The organism is Haloarcula salina, assembly GCF_010119195.1.
Lineage (GTDB): Archaea > Halobacteriota > Halobacteria > Halobacteriales > Haloarculaceae > Haloarcula > Haloarcula salina.
The window spans coordinates 13,881-33,608 of record NZ_WRXL01000004.1; the positions used below are offsets into that span (position 1 = coordinate 13,881).

Below are 19,728 nucleotides of genomic sequence, written 5' to 3' on the forward strand. Positions count from 1 at the left end.
GTGTATCAGTCGGTTCGCTGCTCCTGTGCGAGGATGACGGCCATCGAGAGCCCGGAGACGACCACGAGCGCGAGCGCCGGGACGGCGGCTGCGCCGTACAGCCCCGCCTCCTGGACGCGCCAGATGTAGGTCACGAGCGTGTCGAACCGGAGCGGCCGCAGGATCAGCGTCGCCGGGAGTTCCTTCATCGTCGTGAGGAAGACCAGCGCCGCCCCAGTCGCGATGCCCGGCAGCACGAGCGGGAGTGTCACCGACCGGAACGTGCTCGCGCGGGACCGACCGAGCGTGCGGGCCGCCTCGACGAGCCCCGTGTCGACCTGGAGCCGCGAGGTACGGATCGAGCCGATCGCCTGGGGCATGAACCGGACGACGTAGGCGAACACGAGCAGGGGGAGCGTCTTGTAGAACCACGGGAGCACGTCGAGGCTGAAGCTCACCAGCGCGATGGCCAGCACGATGCCAGGTGCGGCGTAGCCGACGTACGGCGCCCGGTCGGCCAGCGAGGCCGCCCACGAGTCCGAGGTCGCCGACCGGAGGCCGATGGGGACCGCGACGAGCACCGATGCGCCGGCGGCCAACAGCGCCACCCAGACCGAGTTCAGCCCGTACGACCACGAGAACGCCATCGACCCCGTGGCGTAGCCCGGGCCGCTCCGGAGGAACCACATCCCGAAGATGGCGATCGGTAACAGAATCGCCACCAGCCCCACGAGCGCTGGCAGTAACGCCGCGGGATAGCGCCAGAGCCCGAGGTCGAGGTCGAACGCGCCGCGGTTCCCGCTGCTGCCGTAGGCCCCGGAGTCGTCGGCGCCGATACGGGACTCCAGCGCGAGCACGACGGCCGTCACCGCGAACAGCTCGAGGGACAGCAGGGCCGCGTATTCCCGCATGAAGGCGTTGTAGCGGGCGTAGATGAACTGCGTGAACACCTCGACACGCATGATGTTCGGCGTGCCGAAGTCCGACAGCGTGTACAGCGCAACCAGCAGCGCGCCCGCGGTGATCCCGGGCAGTATCTGCGGGAGCGTCACCCGACGGAACGCCGCCCAGCGACTGGCGTTGAGCGTCCGTGCGGCCTCGACCAGCGAGGCGTCAAGGGACAGCAGCGACGCTCGCGTCGTCAGGAAGACGTACGGGTAGGTGTACAGCGTGAGCACGAGCGCGGCACCGACGAAGCCGTAGATGGTCGGGATCTGCTGGATACCGAGCGGGGAGAGCACGTCCGCCAGCGCGCCCCGTGGACCGAACGCGGAGACTGCGGCGAAGGCCCCGAGATAGCTCGGAATCGCGAGCGGAAGCGCCGCGACGACGGTCCAGAACCGTTTCAGCGGCAGGTCGCCCTGCACGGTCAGGACGGCCAGCGGGACGCCGACGAGGACGCTTCCGGCGGTGACGGCACCGACCAGCGCGACGCTCCGAACGAGCACCTGCAGTGTCTGTGGAGCGACGGTGAGCGAGAACGCTCGCGAGCCCAGCGCGAACACGTCGACGAGGAGCCAGCCCAGCGGGGCGACGAGTGCGGCGGCGACGGCCGCCGCCAGCAGCGTCAGTCCCCGACCGATAGCCGACTCCTCGTCCTCGAAGGCGCGCGCCCGAGCAGTCGCGACTCGCTCCCTGACCTTCATCCGAGGACGTTCGCCTCGCGCATCAGCTCCAGGGTCGGTTCGAGGTCGGACAGTTCAGCGAGGTCGATGTCCGGCGGGTTCAGCTGGTCGGTGGTCGGCAGGCCTCCGGGCGGCGCGACGCCGGGGATCATCGGGTAGGCGAAGCTGACCGTAGTGAAGAACTCCTGGGCCTCGGCAGACAGGAGATGCCGGATGAAGTTGTTGACCAGGTCGTCTTTCTCCGTCCCCTGGATGCGGAGCGCGCCGGCCACGTTGACGAGCGCGCCCGCGTCGCCCTCGGTGAACGCGAGGTCGATGGGAGCGTTCGGCCGCTGGTTCTTGACGCGGAGCGCGTAGTAGTGGTTCGCGAAGCCGGCGTTCAGCGCGCCGTCGGCCACCTGGTTGGAGACGACGAACTCGTTGGGGTACCGCTCGGTGCCGGCCTCGCGCATCGAGACGAGCCACTCTCTCGTCGCCTCGGGGCCCCGGAGCAGTCGCATCGCCGTCACGAAGGACTTGAACGCGCCGTAGGTCGGCGCCCAGCCCATCGTCCCCGCCAGCACGTCCGTGTTCGGGAATTCGGCGACCTTGTTGGGGATGTCACTCTCGCTGAGTTCGTTCGTGTTGTACGGGATGCTGCGAGCGCGACCGGCGACTCCGACCCACGCGTTGTCCGCCCCCCGGAAGCCCGACGGGACCGGCTCGACGACGTCCTCGGGCAGCGGCTCGTACGCCTCGTTGTCGGCGACGTAGCCGAGCGAGCTGGCGTCGATCGACCAGAACACGTCGGCCTGGGGCGAGCCGGCCTCGACCTCCTGGACGACCGTCTGGGCCAGCGACGAGGACGACGCGCTGCTGGCGAACACCTGGAAGTCGGGGTATATTTCCTGAAGCATCTCCACGAACTGGAAGTAGATGCCACCCTCGCCGCCGCCGATGTAGAGGTTCATCGAGCCGGAGAGGTTCGGTAGGTCCTGAATCGATGTGCCGTCCGGTGCGGGGCGGTCTTCGACGAGAGTCCCGGAGCCGCGGAACGCGGACAGCGACGGGATCTCGGCGGGTGCGCCCTGGGAGGTGCCACTACCGCCATCGCCACCGCCACCGCCATCGCTCCCGTCTCCGTCCCCGCCACCGAAGAGCGAGTTACAGCCCGCGAGCGCAGTCGCGGCCGTGGCGCCACCGAGTGCGAGGAAGCGACGACGCGACGAGCTTGATCCGATACGATCGGACGTGTCGTTGGTATCAGTCATCGTTTGTGGGTTTGATTTAGGGGTGCCTAAACGCTTGTGCTCTAGTCGTCGGCCGCGGCGGGGACCTGCTCGAGGTCCGCCGCTTCGAGTGCGTCCAGGCAGCCGAGCCAGTCGAGCATGAACTCCCCGCAGTAGTTGAGGAAGGGACCGTTCTCCCAGTCGTCGTAGTCGCCCTCGGCGAGGGCCGACGCGATGGCTTCGAAGACCTCCGCGTAGGAGTCGGCGTCCTCACCGGCCTCGTCGACGATCTCCCAGACGTGCTCGTTGAGTTCGAGACCGTGGACCTCGTTGGTGAGGTCGGAGAAGGTCGACCGGGGCGCCTTGTTGTGCTCGCACAGCGGGTCGCCGTTGTAGATCTGTTTGCCCAGCACGTCGCAGGCGCGCTTGAGGAAGACGCCCGACCAGATGTCGTCGAAGCGGCCGACGTCCCACTCGTTGTCGTCCATCGGGAGCTGGTAGAACGCCGGGACGACCTCGCGGCGGAAGGCGAGGTTCATCGAGCAGACGGTGAGGTACTGGCCCTCGGCGGCGACGAAGTCCTCGCCGAAGTCCTCGGCGGTGGTCCGGGTCTGGGCCTGTCCCTGGAGGTCTCCGTCCATGAGGATGCGAACGGCGTCGAGGTCCGGGACGTTCGTCCAGAGGCCCTGAGAGGCGACCACGTCGTCGACCTCGGTCGCTTCGGTCTCGACCGACTCGTCCATCGCGGCGTACGGGTAGCCGCGCGGGTACAGCCCGTGTTCGTCCTCGTTCTGGTAGAGGACGTTCACCCACTGCTCGTCGGAACGCACCGTCTCGATCTCGCCCTCGTAGGCGAGGTTCGTCATGTGCGTGCCGAAGAAGTCGACGTCCTCGTGGGGCAGCGTGTCGTCGTCGATGAACACGCCGAATTCGAAGTCGTTGGCCCAGAGATAGAGGAGGCCGAACGACGTCTGGGCGTGGCTGGCTTCGGGGATAAGGTGGGCGTACTCGCCGATGCCGTGGTCGGCGAACCACGCTTCGCGGTCGCTCTCGTCGAAGACGGCCCCGTCGACGCCCTCCTCGTCAAGCATCCGCTCCATCGCGTCGGTGTCACAGAAATCCTCGGTGATGAGGACCACGAACAGCCGATCGAGGTCGAAGCCGTGGTCGCGGGCGTTCTGGAAGTACGTTCGCATGCACTCGTGATTCCGAATCGTCGGAACCATGACGCAGATGTCCGGTGTCATTAGCTGTCCACACCTCTTTAGGACAGCCTAAAGTATCTGTCGCTGTCGAATAGCTGCCTTCGTGGAAATGTTTTCGAGGGAGGAAGTCGACTCTGTCGCGCCGAATCATAATATACAGCCCATCTGATATTACTTTGTATAAGGAGAACTATTATTTGACTGTGCTTTGCCCCATTAAGTGATGAGCGTACGAAGTGTGAGGGGCACCTTACTACACCAATGAACTTGGAGAATCAAACCTGTGTGGTCACCGGTTCGTCGAGAGGTATCGGGCGCGGGATCGCCAAGGACCTGGGTGCGAACGGGGCCAACGTCGTCGTGAACTACCGCTCGTCGGAGGCGGAGGCGCGTGCGGTCGTCGAGGACATCCGCGAGAGCGGCGGCGACGCGATCGCCGCACAGGCCGACGTTGCGAAGCTCGACGAGGTTCGCGCGATGCGCGAGCAGGTGGCCGACGAGTTCGGTCCCGCCGACGTGCTCGTCAACAACGCGGGCATCACCATCGACAAGAAGTTCGAGAACATGACCCGTGAGGACTGGGACGCGGTCATCAACGTCAACCTCGGTGGCGTGTTCAACGGGACGAAGGCGTTCTACGACGACATCAAGGCGGCCGAGCACGGTCGCCTCATCAACATCTCGAGCGTCGTCGGCCAGCAGGGGAACATCGGCCAGGCGAACTACGCCACCACGAAGTCCGGGCTGTTCGGGTTCACGCGCACGCTCGCGCTCGAACTCGCTCACACGGGGTCGACCGCTAACTGCGTCGCGCCCGGTTTCGTCAAGACGGACATGCTCGACGAGGTGCCCGAGCGCGTCCAGGAGAAGATTCTGCGGGAGATCCCGCTGGATCGGTTCGCAAGCGTGGAAGACATCGCCGGCATCGTTCGGTTCGTCGCGAGCGAGGAGTCGAGCTACATGACCGGACAGGTACTCGGCGTCAACGGCGGCATGGAGTGGTAACATGAGCAAGCAAGAAGAACCCGAAGACGAGGGTGCGCCCGACGACGCGGTCGAGGAACTGCGGCGCAAGCGCGAGGAGGCCGAACTCGGCGGCGGTGAGGCCCGCATCGAGTCCCAGCACGAGAAGGGCAAGATGACCGCCCGGGAACGCATCGACTTCCTCGTCGACGACGGCACGTTCCACGAGGTCGACCCGTTCGTCGAACACCGCTCGACGAGTTTCGGCATGGAAGACAAGCGCTTCCCCGGCGACGCCGTGGTCACCGGCTACGGCGAGGTCGACGGCCGGAAGGTGTTCCTCTTCGCCCACGACTTCACCGTCCTCGGCGGCTCCGTCGGCGAGGTCGTCGCCGACAAGATCTGCAAGGTGATGGACAAGGCCATCGAGAACGGCGTGCCCGTCATCGGTCTGAACGACTCCGGCGGCGCGCGCATCCAGGAGGGCGTCGACTCGCTGGTGGGCTTCGCCAAGATCTTCGAGCGAAACACCAAGGCGAGCGGGCTCATCCCGCAGATATCAGCCATCATGGGTCCCTGCGCCGGCGGTGCGACCTACAGCCCGGCGCTGACGGACTTCACGTTCATGGTCCAGGACACGAGCCACATGTTCATCACCGGGCCGGACGTGATCGAGACGGTCACCGGCGAGCAGGTGTCCAAAGAGGAACTCGGCGGGGCCAGTTCGCACTCGACGAAGTCCGGGGTCGCGCACTTCACCTACCCCTCTGAGGAGGAGGCCCTCGAAAACATCCGCCGGCTCCTCTCGTACCTCCCGGCGAACAACATGGAGGACCCGCCGCGGGTCAAGCCGTGGGACGACCCCGACCGGGAGGTTCCGGAGGTGACCGACACCGTCCCGTCGGCTCCGCGCAAGCCCTACGACATGACGCAGGTCATCGACAGCATCGTCGACGAAGGCTCGTTCTTCGAGGTCCACGGCAACTGGGCCCGCAACGTCGTCGTCGGCTTCTCGCGCATGGACGGCCAGTCCGTCGGCGTGGTCGCGAACCAGCCCCGCGTGAGCGCGGGGACGCTCGACATCGACGCGGCGGAGAAGGCCGCGCGGTTCGTCCGCTTCTGTGACTCCTTCAACATCCCCATCCTGACGTTCGTCGACGTGCCCGGGTTCATGCCGGGGACGGACCAGGAGCACAACGGCATCATCCGGCGCGGCGCGAAGCTCATCTACGCCTACGCCGAGGCGACCGTCCCGCTGCTGTCGGTCGTCGTCCGGAAGGCCTACGGCGGCGCGTACATCGTCATGTCTTCGAAGTTCCTGGGCAGCGACGTGAACTACGCCTGGCCGGGATCGGAGATGGCGGTGCTCGGTCCGCGCGGCGCGGTCAACATCCTCTACCGCAAGGAGATCGCGCAGGCCGACGACCCGGACGCGAAGCGCCAGGAGCTGATGGACGAGTTCCGCGAGGAGTTCGCCCACCCGTACGGGCCCGCGAAGCGCGGCTACCTCGACGACGTCATCGAACCGAAAGACACCCGCAAACGGCTCATTCAGGACCTCGATCTGCTCCAGCGCAAGCGCGAGGACAGCCCGCCGAAAGACCACGGGAACATCCCGCTGTAAGATGTCGGCGCTCGAATCACCCGAGACGGCAGTCGAGTCCGAAGGGGCGACCGAACCGCCTCGCTCGCGGGCCCTCGAAGAACTGTCGCTGGCACTGCCTGACGACGCCTCGCAATCGGAGGCGGCGGCCATCGCGGCCGCGATCAGCGCGCACGTCACCGACCGCCAGCGGGCCGCGGCGGCCGCGAACCAGCGCGAGACGGTCGAGTACGTCGACCAGTGGAAGATGACGAGCCGGCTCGCGAGCGTCGGAAAGCGCCGGTGCCCGACGAACGTCGAGCGCGGCGAGGAGTGGAAGGCGGCGGCGCGGGCGCGGTACTGAGCCTACCCGGTGAACTCCCGGAGGACTTCGAGGTCGCGGGCGGTCTGCATGAACTCCGAGAGCGGCCGTTCGCTCCCGCAGTCGTCACACGCGAACTGCGTGTCCGGGGCCGAAAGGTCGTTAACTCGCTCTTCCCAGCTCTCGTTACACGCCGGACACTGAAGTTGGAGCCAAGCCTCCTGCATACTTGCTCGTGAAATAGGACAGACGGATATACTTTGTGTGGACTCCCAGTGGCCGGTACCGAGACGCCCCGTCCCGGCCGATACTTCAGGTTCTCTAAAAATAGGAACTTTTAAACGTATTAGGCAAGCCTAAAACGGTATGAACCGACGTGAGTTCGTGGTTGCGACCGGTGTTGGTCTGTCAGGTGCGCTCGCCGGCTGTTCGGGCGATTCGACGGCCGAGAGCGGCGGAACGAGCGAGAGTGACGCGTCGACACCGACGCAGACCGCTGCCGCGAGTGACGACACGGCCACCGAAGCGGCGGAGACGGCCACGGAGGAATCGACGAGTTCGAGCTACACCGTCTCGATGGAACCGGTCGGCGACGTGACGTTCGATTCGGTCCCCGAGACGTGGGTGGCGAACAACGGCAGCTGGGCCGACATGGGCATCGCGCTGGGCCTCGAACCGCCGAAGGGCGTCTGGCTCCCGTCGCGCTATCACACGCAGTACTACGACGACATCCCCGGCGTGAGCGTCGACGGGAGTTCGATCAAGCAGCTCTGGGGCGAGGGCGGCGTCGGCAAGGAGCAGTTCTACGAACTCGACGCCGACGTCCACGTCATCGACCCGAACTTCCTCGTCAACCGGGGGAGCTGGAAGCAGGCGGACGTCGACGAGATCGAGAACCAGGTCGCGCCCTTCTTCGGCAACAGCATCTTCTCGACGGGCTACACCTGGCACGACTACACGTACTACTCGCTGTACGAGGCCTTCGAGAAGCTCTCGCAGGCGTTCCAGCGCACCGAGCGGTTCGAGGCGTTCCAGTCGCTCCACGAGGAGTTCCAGACGGCCGTTGGGGACGTCGTCCCCGGATCCAGTTCGGAGCGACCGCGGGTGGCGATCATGTGGGCGGCCGGCAACGAGCCCGAGAAGTTCTCGCCGTACCTCATCGAGTCCGGGACGAGCTTCAAGCAGTGGCGCGACCTGGAGGTCCGGGACGCCTTCGCCGAGACCGACGTTCGGGACTTCCACTCCGACCGCGGACAGGTCGACTTCGAGACGTTGCTGGAGATCGACCCCGAGTACCTCATGATGCGCGGCCACGAGAACCAGACGCGCGCCGAGTTCGAGGACACGCTCGTCGCCTTCCTCGAAGACCACTCGGTCGCCAGCCAGCTGACGGCCGTCGAGAACGGGAACGTCCACCGCGGCGGGCCGCTGTACCAGGGACCGATCACGAACCTGGTCGTGACCGAGCGGGCCGCCTCGCAGGTCTACGGTGTCGAGGACGACCTGTTCGACCGCCAGCGCGTGGCCGACATCGTCGCCGGGGACGCGTAGGGGGCGCCGATGGCTGGGGAAACACGTACCACCGGCGAGAGCGGGACCGCGAGGGGGACGACGGGCTGGATCGACGCCACGCTCGTCGGGCTCATCTGCGTCAGCATCGCCGTGACCGTGCTGGGGGGACTCATCCAGGTCAGCTTCGGCGCGTATTCGATGACGCTCCCGGAGGCGTGGAGCGCCGTCACGAACCCGGCGGTCCTGTTCAACGGCGACGCCTGGCGGGCGTTCCTGCTCGGGACCGCCCTTCCGGAGATGAACCGGCGCGCGCTCATCGTCTGGAACATCCGCGTGCCGCGCGTCATCGTCGGGGCGTTCGTCGGGATGAACCTCGCCGTCGCCGGCGCGGTGTTCCAGGCGGTCACCCGGAACGAACTCGCGAGCCCGTACATCCTCGGGGTGAGCCACGGCTCGGGGCTGGGCGTGCTGGTGACGTTCGTCTTCTTCAGCGGACTCACCCACCTCGTCCCGCTGATGGCCGCGGTCGGCGGCGCGCTCGCCTTCATCGTCGTGTACGCCATCGCCTGGAACGGCGGGACCAGCCCGGTCAGACTCGTCCTCGCCGGCGTCGTCGTCGGCATGGTCGCGTGGTCGCTCCAGCGGGGCCTGTTCTTCTTCGTCGACGACATCGGCGTCGTCCAGTCCGCGCTGGCCTGGATCACCGGCTCGCTCACCGGGACCGACTGGGAGCAGGTTCGCCTCGTCGCCCCCTGGAGCGTCGTCTCCATCTTCGTCGCCGCCATCGGCGCGCGCCACCTGAACGTCCTCGTGCTGGGAGAGAGCACGGCCAAGTCGCTGGGGATGAAAGTCGAGTGGGCCCGCTTCGGGCTCTCGGCGGTCGCCATCGTCGCGACCAGTTCCGCCATCGCGGTGGCCGGCATCGTCTCGTTCGTCGGTCTCATCGTCCCCCACGTCGTCAGGACCGTGGTCGGCAGCGACTACCGGCGGATCATCGCCGGTTCGCTGTTCGTCGGGCCGGCGCTGGTGACCGCCGCAGACGTGGGCGCGCGACTCGGCCCATCGGTCGTCGCCGTCGCCGCCGGCGTGGTCATCCTCGTGGCCGGACTGGTCCTCGGCATCGGCGGCCTCGTCGGCTCGACGGCCGTCCGGGCGCGCTACGAAGCCGAATACACCCGCCCGGCCGGGGTCGCGCTCGTCGTCGGCGCGGGGATGCTCGGGCTTGCGTGGCTCGCGGGCGGTCCCGTCGTCAGCGACACACAACTGCCAGTCGGCATCGTCACCGGGCTGGTCGGCGGCCCGTACTTCCTGTACCTGATGCGGCGACGCAAACACCTCGGTGATCTCTGATGCAAACACAGGACACCCACAACGAAGACGCACAGCCCTCCGACGCAGCCACTGACAGCGCCCTCGTCGGCACCGACCTGGAGATCGGGTATCCGACGCTCGAAGAACCGGTCGTCACAGTCGACCGGGTCGACGTGCCAGAAGGCGAGGTCACGGCGCTGGTCGGTCCCAACGGGAGCGGCAAGAGCACGCTGGTGAAAGCGCTGGCCCGTCAGCACCGACCCGACGCTGGCGAGATACGGCTCAACGATCGGAACATCGAGTCCTTCGGCCAGAAAGAACTGGCCCGCGAACTGGGCCACCTCTCACAGGAGAACACCGCGCCGGACAGCGTCAGCGTGGAGGACCTGGTCTATCACGGCCGCTATCCCTATCGTGGGTTCTTCGAGAGCGTCGACGACGCCGACGAACGAGCCGTCGAACGCGCAATCGACCTGGCCGGCATCGACCACCTCCGGGAGAAGAGCGTGGGCAACCTTTCGGGTGGGCAGAAACAGCTCGTGTTCATCGCGATGGTCCTCGCTCAGGAGACGGACGTACTCCTGCTCGACGAACCGACTACGTTCCTCGACTTGCACCACCAGCTCCGGGTGATGGAGACCGTGCGCCGCCTCAACGAGGAGCGCGACGTCACCATCGCCATCGTCCTCCACGACATCGCGCAGGCGGCTCGCTTCGCCGACAACCTCATCGCGCTCGACGACGGGTCGGTGTACGACTGGGGGCCGCCGACTAACGTGGTGACCGAGGAACTGCTCGAAGACGTCTTCGACGTGGACGCGGCGGTTCGGTACACGCCGGACCCGGAGATCGTCCCGAAGCGGTCACTGTAACCATGGTCGGACGCACTCTCGCGGATATCCGCGCCCGCCTGTCGGAACTCAGCGTCGCCGTCGGTCCGTATCGCGTCGTCAGTGCCCGGACCGGGACGCCGCCGCTCCCCGTCTCCGGGATGCAGTTCCCGGATCGGGAGACGGCCGCCGAGGCCGCGAGCGTCGCGACGGCCTACCGCAGTGCACTCCGCCGGTACGATCCGCGACTGCCGGTCCACGACCTGATCGTCTGTGAGGGGGCCTTCGGGACCAGCGCCGTCTCGACCGCCTCCCCGTCGCTTCCGGAGTACTGTCACACCATCGCCGGCGCGCTGTTCGAGGTGCTGTCGGGTCGCCACCGCGCCGTCGAGCGGGCCGTCATGGACAGCTATCTCTCGGCCGCCGAGGAGACGGAGAACCGCGAACGACTCTGTCTGGCGATGTTGGAGAGCATGGCGACGGCGCTCGACACGCACCTCGACCCCGCGGAGCAGGCCGATACGCTTCTCGACGCGGCCGGCCAGCTCCCGAAGAAGTCCCCCGGACCCGACCCGCTGCGAGACGCACTCGACGCGCTCGAATCGGCGGGACTGCTCGACGAGACGGCCGTCGAACCGGCCGCCGACGGTCCCGGTCGTCGGCCCCGCTACGTCACGCTGACCAACTACCGGCCGTCGCTGTCACCGTCGCGCTGTCCGGTGTTGCCGCTCGTCGTCGAACTCCTCCGGTGGACGAGCGTCACGCCCCAGGTGGCCGAGGCCGAGCGGACCGACGACGGATGGCGACTCCTCGTGTCCGTCGCCGGCGACCGGCCGGCGGACGGACTTTCGGTCGTTACTGCCGTTTGAAAATTCTCGTTCTGGTATCGGTCGGACCGTAACGAATACACGACCGCCCCGAGAGTCTCCGCACATGGGAGTCGCTGTAATCGGTGCGTCGATGACGAAATTCGGGCAACGCGACGCCTGGATCCGCGAATTGCTCTCGCAGGCGGGCGAGGAGTGTCTCGCGGACGCCGGTGTCGCACCCAAGGAGGTAGAGCACCTGTACGTCTCGAACATGGCCAGCGGCGAGTTCGAGGGTCAGACCGGGATCATGAATCTCTTGGCCCACGACCTGGGCGTCCTGCCGGCCTACAGCGAGCGGGTCGACCAGACGTCCTCGTCGGGCGGGGCCGGGATCTACGAGGCCTGGCAGTCGGTCGCTAGCGGGGCTAGCGAGATGACGCTGCTCGTCGGCGGCGAGAAGATGACCCACAAATCGACCGGCGAGGCGACCGACGTCATCGCCTCCATCACGCACCCGGACGAGTACAAACACGGGGTGACCCTGCCGTCGTTCGCGGGGCTGACCGCTCGCCACTATCTCGAACGGTTCGATGCCCCGCGAGAGTCGTTAGCCCGCGTGGCGGTCAAGAATCACAAGAACGGCGTCGACAACCCCCACGCGCAGTTCCAGAAGGAGATCTCGGTGGAGAAAGCGCTGGAGTCCCCGATCATCGCCGACCCGCTTCGGCTGTACGACTTCTGTCCGATCACGGACGGGAGCGCCGCGCTCATGTTTACCACCGAGGAGCGCGCGGCCGAGCTCACCGACGAGTACGCAGTGGTCTCCGGCATCGGCGGGGCGACGGACACCCACGTCGTCCACGAACGCGACGACCCGACGGTCATGGGCGGGGTCGTCGAGTCGAGCAAGGAAGCCTACGAGATGGCCGGGCTCAGCCCCGACGACCTCGACGTGGCGGAACTGCACGACATGTTCACGATTCTCGAGTTCCTCCAGCTGGAGGGCATCGGCGTCGCCGACCAGGGCACCGCCTGGGAGCTGGCGATGGAGGGCGCGACCGAGAAGGACGGCGATCTACCGATCAATACCTCGGGCGGACTCAAGTCCAAAGGGCACCCGCTGGGGGCCAGCGGCGTCGCCCAGGGCGTCGAGATCTACGAACAGCTCGTCGGCGAGGCCGGCCCGCGCCAGGTCGCGGCCGACACGGCGCTGGCGTGTAACGTCGGCGGATTCGGGAACTGCGTTATCACGACCATCATGGAGGCCGCAGAATGACGCTCGAAGCAGGCATCTGTCCGAACGGTCACGTCTCGTATCCCACCCACCCGCGCTGTCCGGACTGTGGCGAACCCCAAGAGGAGACGCTGGACCTCGCCGACCGCACCGGCGAGGTCGTCACCTGGACGACGTCGACGGCGACGCCGCCGGGCGTCCGCCAGCCCAACACGCTGGCCATCGTCGAGTTCGACATCACCGACGTATCGGGCGCGACCGACGAGTTCGTTCGCGCGCTCGGACAGGCGACGACCGACGAGATCGAGACCGGCGACGCGGTCGAGCCCGTCTACGCCGAGGAACTTCGCGACCCCGAGATCGGCATCAAGGTCCCCGAGAGCCAGGACTGGGACGGCTACCGCTGGGAACCGGTGTAAGCAGGTTAACTGCGCTCAGCCTTCCGCCGAACCGAGGGCCGTCGGCTCCGATTCGAGCTCGTCGAGGCAGTCGGCGACGGTCCGGTAGCCGCCGGGACAGACGTGGGGATACACGCCGACGAGTTCGTCGCCGTCGAGCACCGTGACACACACCACTGGGAGCGTCACGACCTCGTCGCGGACGCCGGTGTAGCCGCTCCGCCGCTCGTGGCGGTCGAATGCCGGTTCGAGCGTGACGCCCCGGGCGGCGGCCCACGCGTCCATCTCTGCGAGCGACGGGAGCACCGAATCTTCGGCCTTGAGTTCGGCGAGGCGCTTCCAGTGTCTGACCGCGACCCCATCGATCGCGCCCGACTCTTTCAGGGCCTCGATCCGGGCCAGCACGGTCTCCTGTCGCTTCTGGGTCTCGGTCGCCACGGGCGCTCTGAGGAACGCGACGACGCGACGCTCGGCAGTCATACTTGTGTCACCTACATCGGATAGAGATACGTCGGACGAGGGGATAGCCGTATCGGTGGGTTCGGACCGACTCAGGCGGTAGACGCCGTGGTCGCCTCAAGGCGGGACAGTCCGTCGCTGTCGGCGAGCGCGGCGATGCACTCCTCGACTGACTCCGTTCGGCCGCCGTCGGCGAACGGCGCGACACGCACGAGGGCACCGTCATCGTAGAGGGCGAGGCAGACGACCGGCAGGACGAGTTCCCGACGGCGCTCGCCGGTCGACGTGCTGTAGCAGAGTCGGGTGTCGAAAAACGGTGCGAGCGCGACATCCGCCTCGCGCGCCCACGCGGCGAACGCGTTGTACAGCTCCCGCTCGCCGCGGTTGTCACCCCGCAGCGGCACCCGCTTTCGCCACTCGACGGTCTCGACGCCGTCGATCACTCCCTGGCACACGAGCGACTCGACCTCGCACTCGATGGCCGTACACCGCTTTCGCGACGGTGTCGGAAGGTCTGACCGGACGAACAGCCTGGCGCGGCGCTCCCCTTGCGCGCTTGTCAGTGTCATGAGTACCCATACCACCACTTCCAAAATAATAAAACATTATGGTTGTTGTCGGACGTTTATTCGGGCGGCGGATCGGTCACGACTCGTCGGTTCCGTCCCCGCTCTCCTCGCCCGCGTTGCCGCCCTCCTCACCGTCGACGTCCTCCTTGATCGACTGCAGTTCGGCGTCCACGTCGACGGGTACGTCAGTTGCCGCCGCGTCTGCCCCGGCATCGTCCGTCTCGGGCGCATCTGCCAGCCGCTCGGCCAGTTCCGCCCGTAGCTCCTGGGCCTCGTCGAGCAGTTCGCGCGCCTCTTCGTCCTCCGGTGTGCCCTCGACCGCGCGCTGGAGGTCCGTGAGCGCGTCGTCCAAGCGGGCGAGCGTCGCCCGGCTCAGCCTCGTCGCGCGCTGGCGGACCTCGCCGGACGCCGATCCGGACGCGGTGGGTCGTCCTTCGGCCATACGCAACGCCCGCCGGAGCAGCTTCAGCGCCTCGACGTTGGTCTTGAGGACGAGGATGATCGCGGGGATCGTCACGTCGCTCGTAAAGCGGAGCAGTTCTCGCGGCGTCGGCGGTCGCGGCAGCCCCGACTCCGTCGTCGGCTCGATCTCCGTTTCGAGGTCCTGGAGCGTCGTGACGAGATCCGTTACCAGGGCGGTGAGGTCGTCGTCGGAACTCATACGCGTAGGTAACGCCCTCGGGTACTAAAGGGCGCGCCGGCCGGTGTCTAGGTCAACCAAAATCCTTTTTACTTTAGGCCTACCTAAGTCGAGTAATGCCAACACAGACGGACGATGTCGCGGACACCGACGACGACCGTCCGGTCGTCTCTGCGCTGGACAGTGGCGCTGACCGAACCGTGTTCACCGAAGACGGGAACCGTGACGGGTGGATCGCGACTGATCTCACCATCGACCTTCGCAGATAGGGTCACTCTGGCTGCGGTTCAGGTCCTCCTCACTCTACCGTTTTTCCACGCGCCGCTAGCGCTCCTGCCGACTGGAAAAATGAAGCCGCTCGTCGAGTCACGACATCGACGAGAGTGGTACGATAACGAACCGGCGAGACGGAGGCTCGTGGTTCGAAAGCGGGGTTCGTCCGGGTCCGTTCGCCGACGCCGCGCTCAGTCGAGGACCAGCGTGTCGTCTTCGAGGTAGTGCTCGACGTGGTGCGCGTCTTCTTCGACCTCGACGATGATCTCACGGAGGATCTGTGCACTCGCGTGGTCACCGAGGTTCTCCGTCAACTCGATGTGGTCTCGAAGCGACTCGATGATGTCGCCGTACAGTTCGAGGTCGTGCTGGAGCGACGTGCGGATGTCGTAGACGTCTTCGTCCTCGGGTTCGATCGACGCGTGTTCCTGCAGCGCCTTGCCGCTGGAGACCGGCGTCCCGCCGAGGGCCTGTGCGCGCTCTGCGAGTTCGTCGGCCGCCTCCTCGGCGTGCTCCGCGGCGTCGCCGAGGAACAGGTGGAGGTCGCGGAACTCCGCGCCCTCGACGTTCCAGTGGTGCTTCTTGAGCTGATGGTACAGGACGTACGTGTCTGCGAGGTCCTGGTTCAGCGCGTTGATTACCTGCTCGGACTTCTCGACGTCGAGGCGGAGCTCGTTCTCTTCGACGGTCCCGAACTCTCGGCGGACGTGCTCTTGAGTTTCTTCCATGGTCGTCTTGACGTACACACGGGTATCACTTAAAGATTGTTTTGTGAAAATTTGTTTTTGGGAATGCGAAAAACATATTCTCAGATGGCACTGGATCTTCTCGTAGGATGAACTCACCACGCGGTCGGCAGTAACGTCAAGAACGCGCTGAGACGGCGTCTCGCTGCACCCTGCATAGCAATGCGTCGCGACTACGCGGGCCGCGAGACGACGACGGCCACTGCGTCCGCGTCGATGTCGTCGCTCTCGACGGCGTCGGCCCGGAGGACCTGCTCCTGGTGGACGGCGACGAGCGCTCCCAGGAGTCGGTCGTCCAGTTCGAGATGGTCGCCGTACTCTCTCCAGACGCCCTCTCTGACTGCCACGTAGAACGTCTCGGGCGTTCGGTGGAGCACGGCGTCGTCGAACCGCTTTCGCCACTCGTAGACGAGGTCTTCGACGCCCGGGTTCTCGCGCATCGTCCGCTGGTGGGCTTCCAGCGCGTCACGGAGTCGCTGTTCTTCGGCGTCGTTCGCGTCGGCGACGGCGCGTATCACGTCGTCGTCGAAGGCAGCGAGGAGGTCTGAATCGGTCATCGGCGACGGTTACGACGCGCGCGGACTAAAACGGCGCGCCCGAGTCGTACGCAATCAATCACCGATATTCTCGGGGTCTGAGAGCCCCCACCAGCTATATTCGGAGGCCGATGTAAGCACCGAACAGAGGCATGGGACGACTATCGACGCTGTTCGCGCCGGAGCGTGTCGCAGTGGTCGGTGCGACCGATTCGGAGGGATCCGTCGGTCGCGCGGTCACCGCGAACTTGCTCGACTCGTTCACGGGCGAGATCGTGGCGATCAATCCGAACAAGGACACGGTGTTGGGACTGACGTGTTACGACGGCTTCGCTACCGTCGACGAACCGGCGACGATCGACGTGGCCGTGGTCGTCGTGCCGCCGACGGTGGCGGTCGACGTGATCGCGGACGCCGGCGAGGCGGGTATCGAGAACGTCGTGGTGATTACTGCCGGGTTCGGCGAGACCGGCAGCGACGGGGCCGAGCGCGAGCGGCGGCTCCGTGAGGTCGCGCGCGAGTACGACCTGAACCTCGTCGGGCCGAACAGCCTGGGCGTGATGTCGACGCCGGTCGGGCTCAACGCCACGTTCGGCAACGAGATGGCGAGTGAGGGCGGCATCTCCTTCATGAGCCAGTCGGGGGCGTTCATCACGGCCGTCCTCGACTGGGCCGCCGAGCGCGACGTGGGCTTCAAGGACATCGTCTCACTGGGCAACAAGGCGGTGCTCGACGAAGGCGACTTCGTCGCCGAGTGGGGCGAGGACCCCGAGACGGACGTGATACTGGGGTACCTCGAAGACATCAACGACGGGACGAAGTTCGTCGAGACCGCCCGCGAAGTGACACGGGAGACGCCGATCGTCCTCGTCAAGTCCGGTCGCACGGACGCGGGCGCGAGCGCGGCGGCCTCCCACACGGGCGCGATGGCGGGATCGGAACGTGCCTACGAGGCGGGCCTGGACAAGGCCGGGACGCTCCGCGTCGAGTCCGTCCAGGAGCTGTTCGACTACGCGCAGATCCTCTCGGGCCAGCCCCTCCCCGACGGCGACGAGATCGCCATCGTCACGAACGCCGGCGGTCCGGGGGTGATGACGACCGACGCGGTCGGCGACTCGGACCTCTCGCTCGCGGAGTTCGGCGACGAGACCTTCGAGCGCCTCCGCGAGGAGATGCCCGACGAGGCCAACATCTACAACCCCGTCGACATCATCGGTGACGCGCCGGCCGAGCGCTTCGAGCGCGCGCTGGAGATCGTGCTGGCCGACGACAACGTCTCGATGGCCGCCGTCGTCGCCTGTCCGACCGCGGTGCTCTCCTTCGAGGACCTCGCCGAGCGCGTGGCGGCGGCCCAAGAGCGCTTCGAGACGCCCGTCGCGGCGACGCTGATGGGCGGGAAGTCGGTCGGCGCGGGCGCGGCGGTCCTCGGCGAGGCCGGCATCCCGAACTACTTCGACCCGGCCCGCGCCGTCGGGAGTCTCGACGCACTCCGGCGCTACCGCGAGATCAGGTCGACGACCTACGAGGAGCCGAAAACCTTCGACGTGGACCGCGAGCGGGCCCGCGAGATTCTCGAATCCGCCGCACGGCGCGACTCGAACCGGCTCGGCGTCGAGGCGATGGATCTCCTCGACGCCTACGGGATCCCGACGCCGCGGGGGTCCGTGGTCTCCTCGCCCACCGAAGCGGAGGCGGTCGCGGAGGACATCGGCGGCGACGTGGTGATGAAGATCGTCAGCCCGGACATCCTCCACAAGTCCGACATCGGCGGCGTCGAGGTCGGCGTCTCCGTCGACGACGTTCGCGACACCTACGAGGACCTCGTCGTCAGGGCGCGCAACTACCAGCGGGACGCGACGATACTGGGCGTGCAGGTCCAGGAGATGATCGACCTCGACAGCGGCGTCGAGACGATCCTCGGCGTGAACCGGGACCCGCAGTTCGGCCCGCTGGTGCTGTTCGGCCTCGGTGGTATTTTCGTCGAGGTGCTCGAAGACACGACTGTCAGAGTCGCCCCGGTGAGCGAGTCCGAAGCCAGCGGGATGCTCGACGACATCGACTCCGCGCCGCTGCTGCGCGGGGCCAGGGGCAGAGACCCGGTCGACGAGGCCGCCCTCGTCGAGACCGTCCAGCGACTCTCCCAGCTCGTCACCGACTTCCCGGCCATCGTCGAACTCGACATCAACCCCCTCGTCGCGACGCCCGACGGGGTCCAGGCGGTCGACCTGCGGCTCACCCTCGACCAGGAGGAACTATGACCGACACGAACACGCTACTCGTCACGTCGACGGAGGAAGGTATCGGCAAAACGGCGATCACGCTCGCGCTGGCCGCTCGCGCACGCGAGGCGGGCCACGACGTGGGCTACATGAAACCGAAGGGGACGCGCCTCCAGAGCGCCGTCGGGAAGACCCGGGACCAGGACCCGATGCTCGCCCGCGAGCTCCTGGACCTCGAGACGGAGATCCACGAGATGGAACCCATCGTCTACTCCCCGACGTTCATTCAGGAGGCCATCCGCGGCCGTGAAGACCCCGACGGGCTCCGCGAGCGCGTCACCGACAGCGCGGCTGTCTGTGCGGAGGGGACCGACCTGCTGCTCGTCGAGGGGAGCGACAGCCTCTCGACCGGGAGTATCGTCGACCTCACCGACGCCGACATCGCGGAACTGCTCGACGCTCGCGTGCTGCTGGTCTCGGACTACGCCACGGCGAGCGACACGGACGAGATTCTGGCGGCCGCGCGGTCGCTCGGCGACCGACTGGCCGGCGTCCTGTTCAACGGTATCACCGACGCGACGGTCGACGAACTCGCCGACGACGTGGTCCCGTTCCTCGAAGGAGAGGGCGTGCCCGTCCACGGCATCCTGCCGCGGGACCGGTCGCTCGCCGGCGTCACCGTCGACGACCTCGCCCGGAGTCTCGGCGCAGACGTTCTCACGGGCGAGGCCGACACGGACGTACACATCGAGCGGTTCAGCGTGGGCGCGATGAGCGGGAGCAGCGCGCTCGACCGCTTCCGACGGACGCGCGACGCCGTCGTCGTGACCGGCGGCGACCGCTCGGAGGTCCAGACCGCGGCGCTCGAGGCCTCCGGCGTCAAGGCCTTGCTCCTCACGGGCGGGTTCCAGCCCGCGAGCGCCGTCGTCGGGCGCGCGGCCGAACGGAACGTCCCCATTCTGTCAGTGCAGTCCGATACCCGGACGACGATCGACCGGGTCGAGGAGGTGCTTCGGACCGGTCGCACCCGGAACGAGGCCACGATCGACCGTATGCGGGAACTACTCGACGACGGCGTCGACGTGTCGGACCTCCTGTCTGTCGAGCTATAGATCCTCTGTTTCGGTTGCGAGGTAGTCGCCTCCTACCGTCACGGCTTCGCCGAATTACCCGAAATCTCCAGATGAAACGTGCCCTGGTATTTTAGTTATCGGCGTTTTAGTAGAACATGGAGCCTCACGGCTCCGTAGTGTCACACGTTCGGGGGGAATCCCCCCGTCCTATCCCCTTCAGACGACCGTATTCGTC

At 66.8% G+C, this 19,728-nt stretch carries 21 protein-coding genes; 12 read left to right on the top strand and 9 right to left on the bottom strand.

Annotated features, from left to right (window positions below; genetic code table 11):
• Positions 1 to 5 precede the first annotated feature (5 nt).
• The 3 genes from GM656_RS11475 to GM656_RS11485 are packed head-to-tail and all read right to left on the bottom strand — an operon-like array spanning position 6 to position 4,059.
• Positions 6 to 1,625, bottom strand: a complete 1,620-nt coding sequence (locus GM656_RS11475) for an ABC transporter permease (protein WP_162413823.1) — start codon at positions 1,623 to 1,625, stop codon at positions 6 to 8.
• Positions 1,622 to 2,854: an extracellular solute-binding protein gene (locus GM656_RS11480; RefSeq protein ID WP_162413824.1), complete on the bottom strand. Its 1,233-nt coding sequence runs from the start codon at positions 2,852 to 2,854 to the stop codon at positions 1,622 to 1,624. The genes GM656_RS11475 and GM656_RS11480 overlap by 4 nt, the downstream gene beginning before the upstream one ends.
• Positions 2,855 to 2,895: 41 nt before the next feature.
• Complete coding sequence (locus GM656_RS11485; RefSeq protein WP_162413825.1) at positions 2,896 to 4,059, bottom strand: alpha-1 4-glucan-protein synthase; 1,164 nt, start codon at positions 4,057 to 4,059, stop codon at positions 2,896 to 2,898.
• A gap of 219 nt (positions 4,060 to 4,278) precedes the next feature.
• On the opposite strand from GM656_RS11485, the gene GM656_RS11490 reads away from it, so the two are divergent.
• Genes GM656_RS11490 through GM656_RS11500 form a run of 3 tightly spaced genes read left to right on the top strand, consistent with a single transcriptional unit; the run spans position 4,279 to position 6,926 of the window.
• Positions 4,279 to 5,022, top strand: a complete 744-nt coding sequence (locus GM656_RS11490) for a beta-ketoacyl-ACP reductase (RefSeq protein ID WP_162413826.1) — start codon at positions 4,279 to 4,281, stop codon at positions 5,020 to 5,022.
• Between the two features lies 1 nt (position 5,023).
• Entirely contained in the window at positions 5,024 to 6,604 is a 1,581-nt protein-coding gene (locus tag GM656_RS11495) for an acyl-CoA carboxylase subunit beta (RefSeq protein ID WP_162413827.1), read from the top strand.
• Position 6,605: 1 nt separating this feature from the next.
• Positions 6,606 to 6,926, top strand: a complete 321-nt coding sequence (locus GM656_RS11500) for a hypothetical protein (RefSeq protein WP_241692757.1) — start codon at positions 6,606 to 6,608, stop codon at positions 6,924 to 6,926.
• A 2-nt stretch (positions 6,927 to 6,928) separates the two neighbouring features.
• Here GM656_RS11500 and GM656_RS11505 read toward each other — a convergent pair whose 3' ends face one another.
• Complete coding sequence (locus GM656_RS11505; protein WP_162413828.1) at positions 6,929 to 7,111, bottom strand: DUF7836 family putative zinc-binding protein; 183 nt, start codon at positions 7,109 to 7,111, stop codon at positions 6,929 to 6,931.
• 139 nt (positions 7,112 to 7,250) lie between these two features.
• Here GM656_RS11505 and GM656_RS11510 point away from each other — a divergent pair, with 139 nt between their 5' ends.
• From GM656_RS11510 to GM656_RS11535, 6 genes are all read left to right on the top strand, one after another.
• Positions 7,251 to 8,435 carry an ABC transporter substrate-binding protein gene (locus GM656_RS11510; protein ID WP_162413829.1) on the top strand — a complete coding sequence of 395 codons (1,185 nt, stop codon included), beginning with the start codon at positions 7,251 to 7,253 and terminating at the stop codon, positions 8,433 to 8,435.
• 9 nt (positions 8,436 to 8,444) lie between these two features.
• Positions 8,445 to 9,746 (top strand): FecCD family ABC transporter permease, encoded by a 1,302-nt coding sequence (locus GM656_RS11515; RefSeq protein ID WP_162413830.1) that lies wholly within the window; start codon positions 8,445 to 8,447, stop codon positions 9,744 to 9,746.
• Positions 9,746 to 10,579, top strand: coding sequence for an ABC transporter ATP-binding protein (locus tag GM656_RS11520; protein ID WP_162413831.1), 834 nt, complete (start codon positions 9,746 to 9,748; stop codon positions 10,577 to 10,579). Before GM656_RS11515 ends, GM656_RS11520 begins: the two co-directional genes overlap by 1 nt.
• Positions 10,580 to 10,581: 2 nt before the next feature.
• Positions 10,582 to 11,406: a DUF7551 domain-containing protein gene (locus GM656_RS11525; RefSeq protein WP_162413832.1), complete on the top strand. Its 825-nt coding sequence runs from the start codon at positions 10,582 to 10,584 to the stop codon at positions 11,404 to 11,406.
• Positions 11,407 to 11,470: 64 nt separating this feature from the next.
• Positions 11,471 to 12,622, top strand: a complete 1,152-nt coding sequence (locus tag GM656_RS11530; protein ID WP_162413833.1) for a thiolase family protein — start codon at positions 11,471 to 11,473, stop codon at positions 12,620 to 12,622.
• Positions 12,619 to 12,999 (top strand): Zn-ribbon domain-containing OB-fold protein, encoded by a 381-nt coding sequence (locus GM656_RS11535; protein WP_162413834.1) that lies wholly within the window; start codon positions 12,619 to 12,621, stop codon positions 12,997 to 12,999. The genes GM656_RS11530 and GM656_RS11535 overlap by 4 nt, the downstream gene beginning before the upstream one ends.
• Positions 13,000 to 13,014: 15 nt before the next feature.
• On the opposite strand, the gene GM656_RS11540 is transcribed toward GM656_RS11535, so the two are convergent.
• The 3 genes from GM656_RS11540 to GM656_RS11550 all read right to left on the bottom strand — a co-directional run bounded on the left by GM656_RS11540 (position 13,015) and on the right by GM656_RS11550 (position 14,667).
• A complete protein-coding gene (locus GM656_RS11540; protein WP_162413835.1) occupies positions 13,015 to 13,458 on the bottom strand; it encodes an HTH domain-containing protein in 444 nt (147 codons plus the stop codon).
• Positions 13,459 to 13,529: 71 nt separating this feature from the next.
• Positions 13,530 to 14,006 (bottom strand): HTH domain-containing protein, encoded by a 477-nt coding sequence (locus tag GM656_RS11545; RefSeq protein WP_162413836.1) that lies wholly within the window; start codon positions 14,004 to 14,006, stop codon positions 13,530 to 13,532.
• Between the two features lie 76 nt (positions 14,007 to 14,082).
• Entirely contained in the window at positions 14,083 to 14,667 is a 585-nt protein-coding gene (locus GM656_RS11550; RefSeq protein ID WP_162413837.1) for a DUF7547 family protein, read from the bottom strand.
• A gap of 95 nt (positions 14,668 to 14,762) precedes the next feature.
• Here GM656_RS11550 and GM656_RS19130 point away from each other — a divergent pair, with 95 nt between their 5' ends.
• Positions 14,763 to 14,915, top strand: coding sequence for a hypothetical protein (locus tag GM656_RS19130; RefSeq protein WP_174242976.1), 153 nt, complete (start codon positions 14,763 to 14,765; stop codon positions 14,913 to 14,915).
• Positions 14,916 to 15,110: 195 nt separating this feature from the next.
• Here the strand turns inward: GM656_RS19130 and dpsA are convergent, their stop codons facing one another.
• Entirely contained in the window at positions 15,111 to 15,647 is a 537-nt protein-coding gene (dpsA, locus tag GM656_RS11555; protein WP_162413838.1) for a DNA starvation/stationary phase protection protein DpsA, read from the bottom strand.
• A 191-nt stretch (positions 15,648 to 15,838) separates the two neighbouring features.
• Entirely contained in the window at positions 15,839 to 16,222 is a 384-nt protein-coding gene (locus tag GM656_RS11560; protein ID WP_162413839.1) for a hypothetical protein, read from the bottom strand.
• 131 nt (positions 16,223 to 16,353) lie between these two features.
• Here GM656_RS11560 and acs point away from each other — a divergent pair, with 131 nt between their 5' ends.
• Together acs and GM656_RS11570 are read left to right on the top strand one after the other, a co-directional pair.
• Positions 16,354 to 18,459 (top strand): acetate--CoA ligase alpha subunit, encoded by a 2,106-nt coding sequence (gene acs / locus GM656_RS11565; RefSeq protein ID WP_162413840.1) that lies wholly within the window; start codon positions 16,354 to 16,356, stop codon positions 18,457 to 18,459.
• Positions 18,456 to 19,532 (top strand): phosphotransacetylase family protein, encoded by a 1,077-nt coding sequence (locus GM656_RS11570; protein ID WP_162413841.1) that lies wholly within the window; start codon positions 18,456 to 18,458, stop codon positions 19,530 to 19,532. Before acs ends, GM656_RS11570 begins: the two co-directional genes overlap by 4 nt.
• The last annotated feature ends 196 nt before the right edge of the window (positions 19,533 to 19,728 follow it).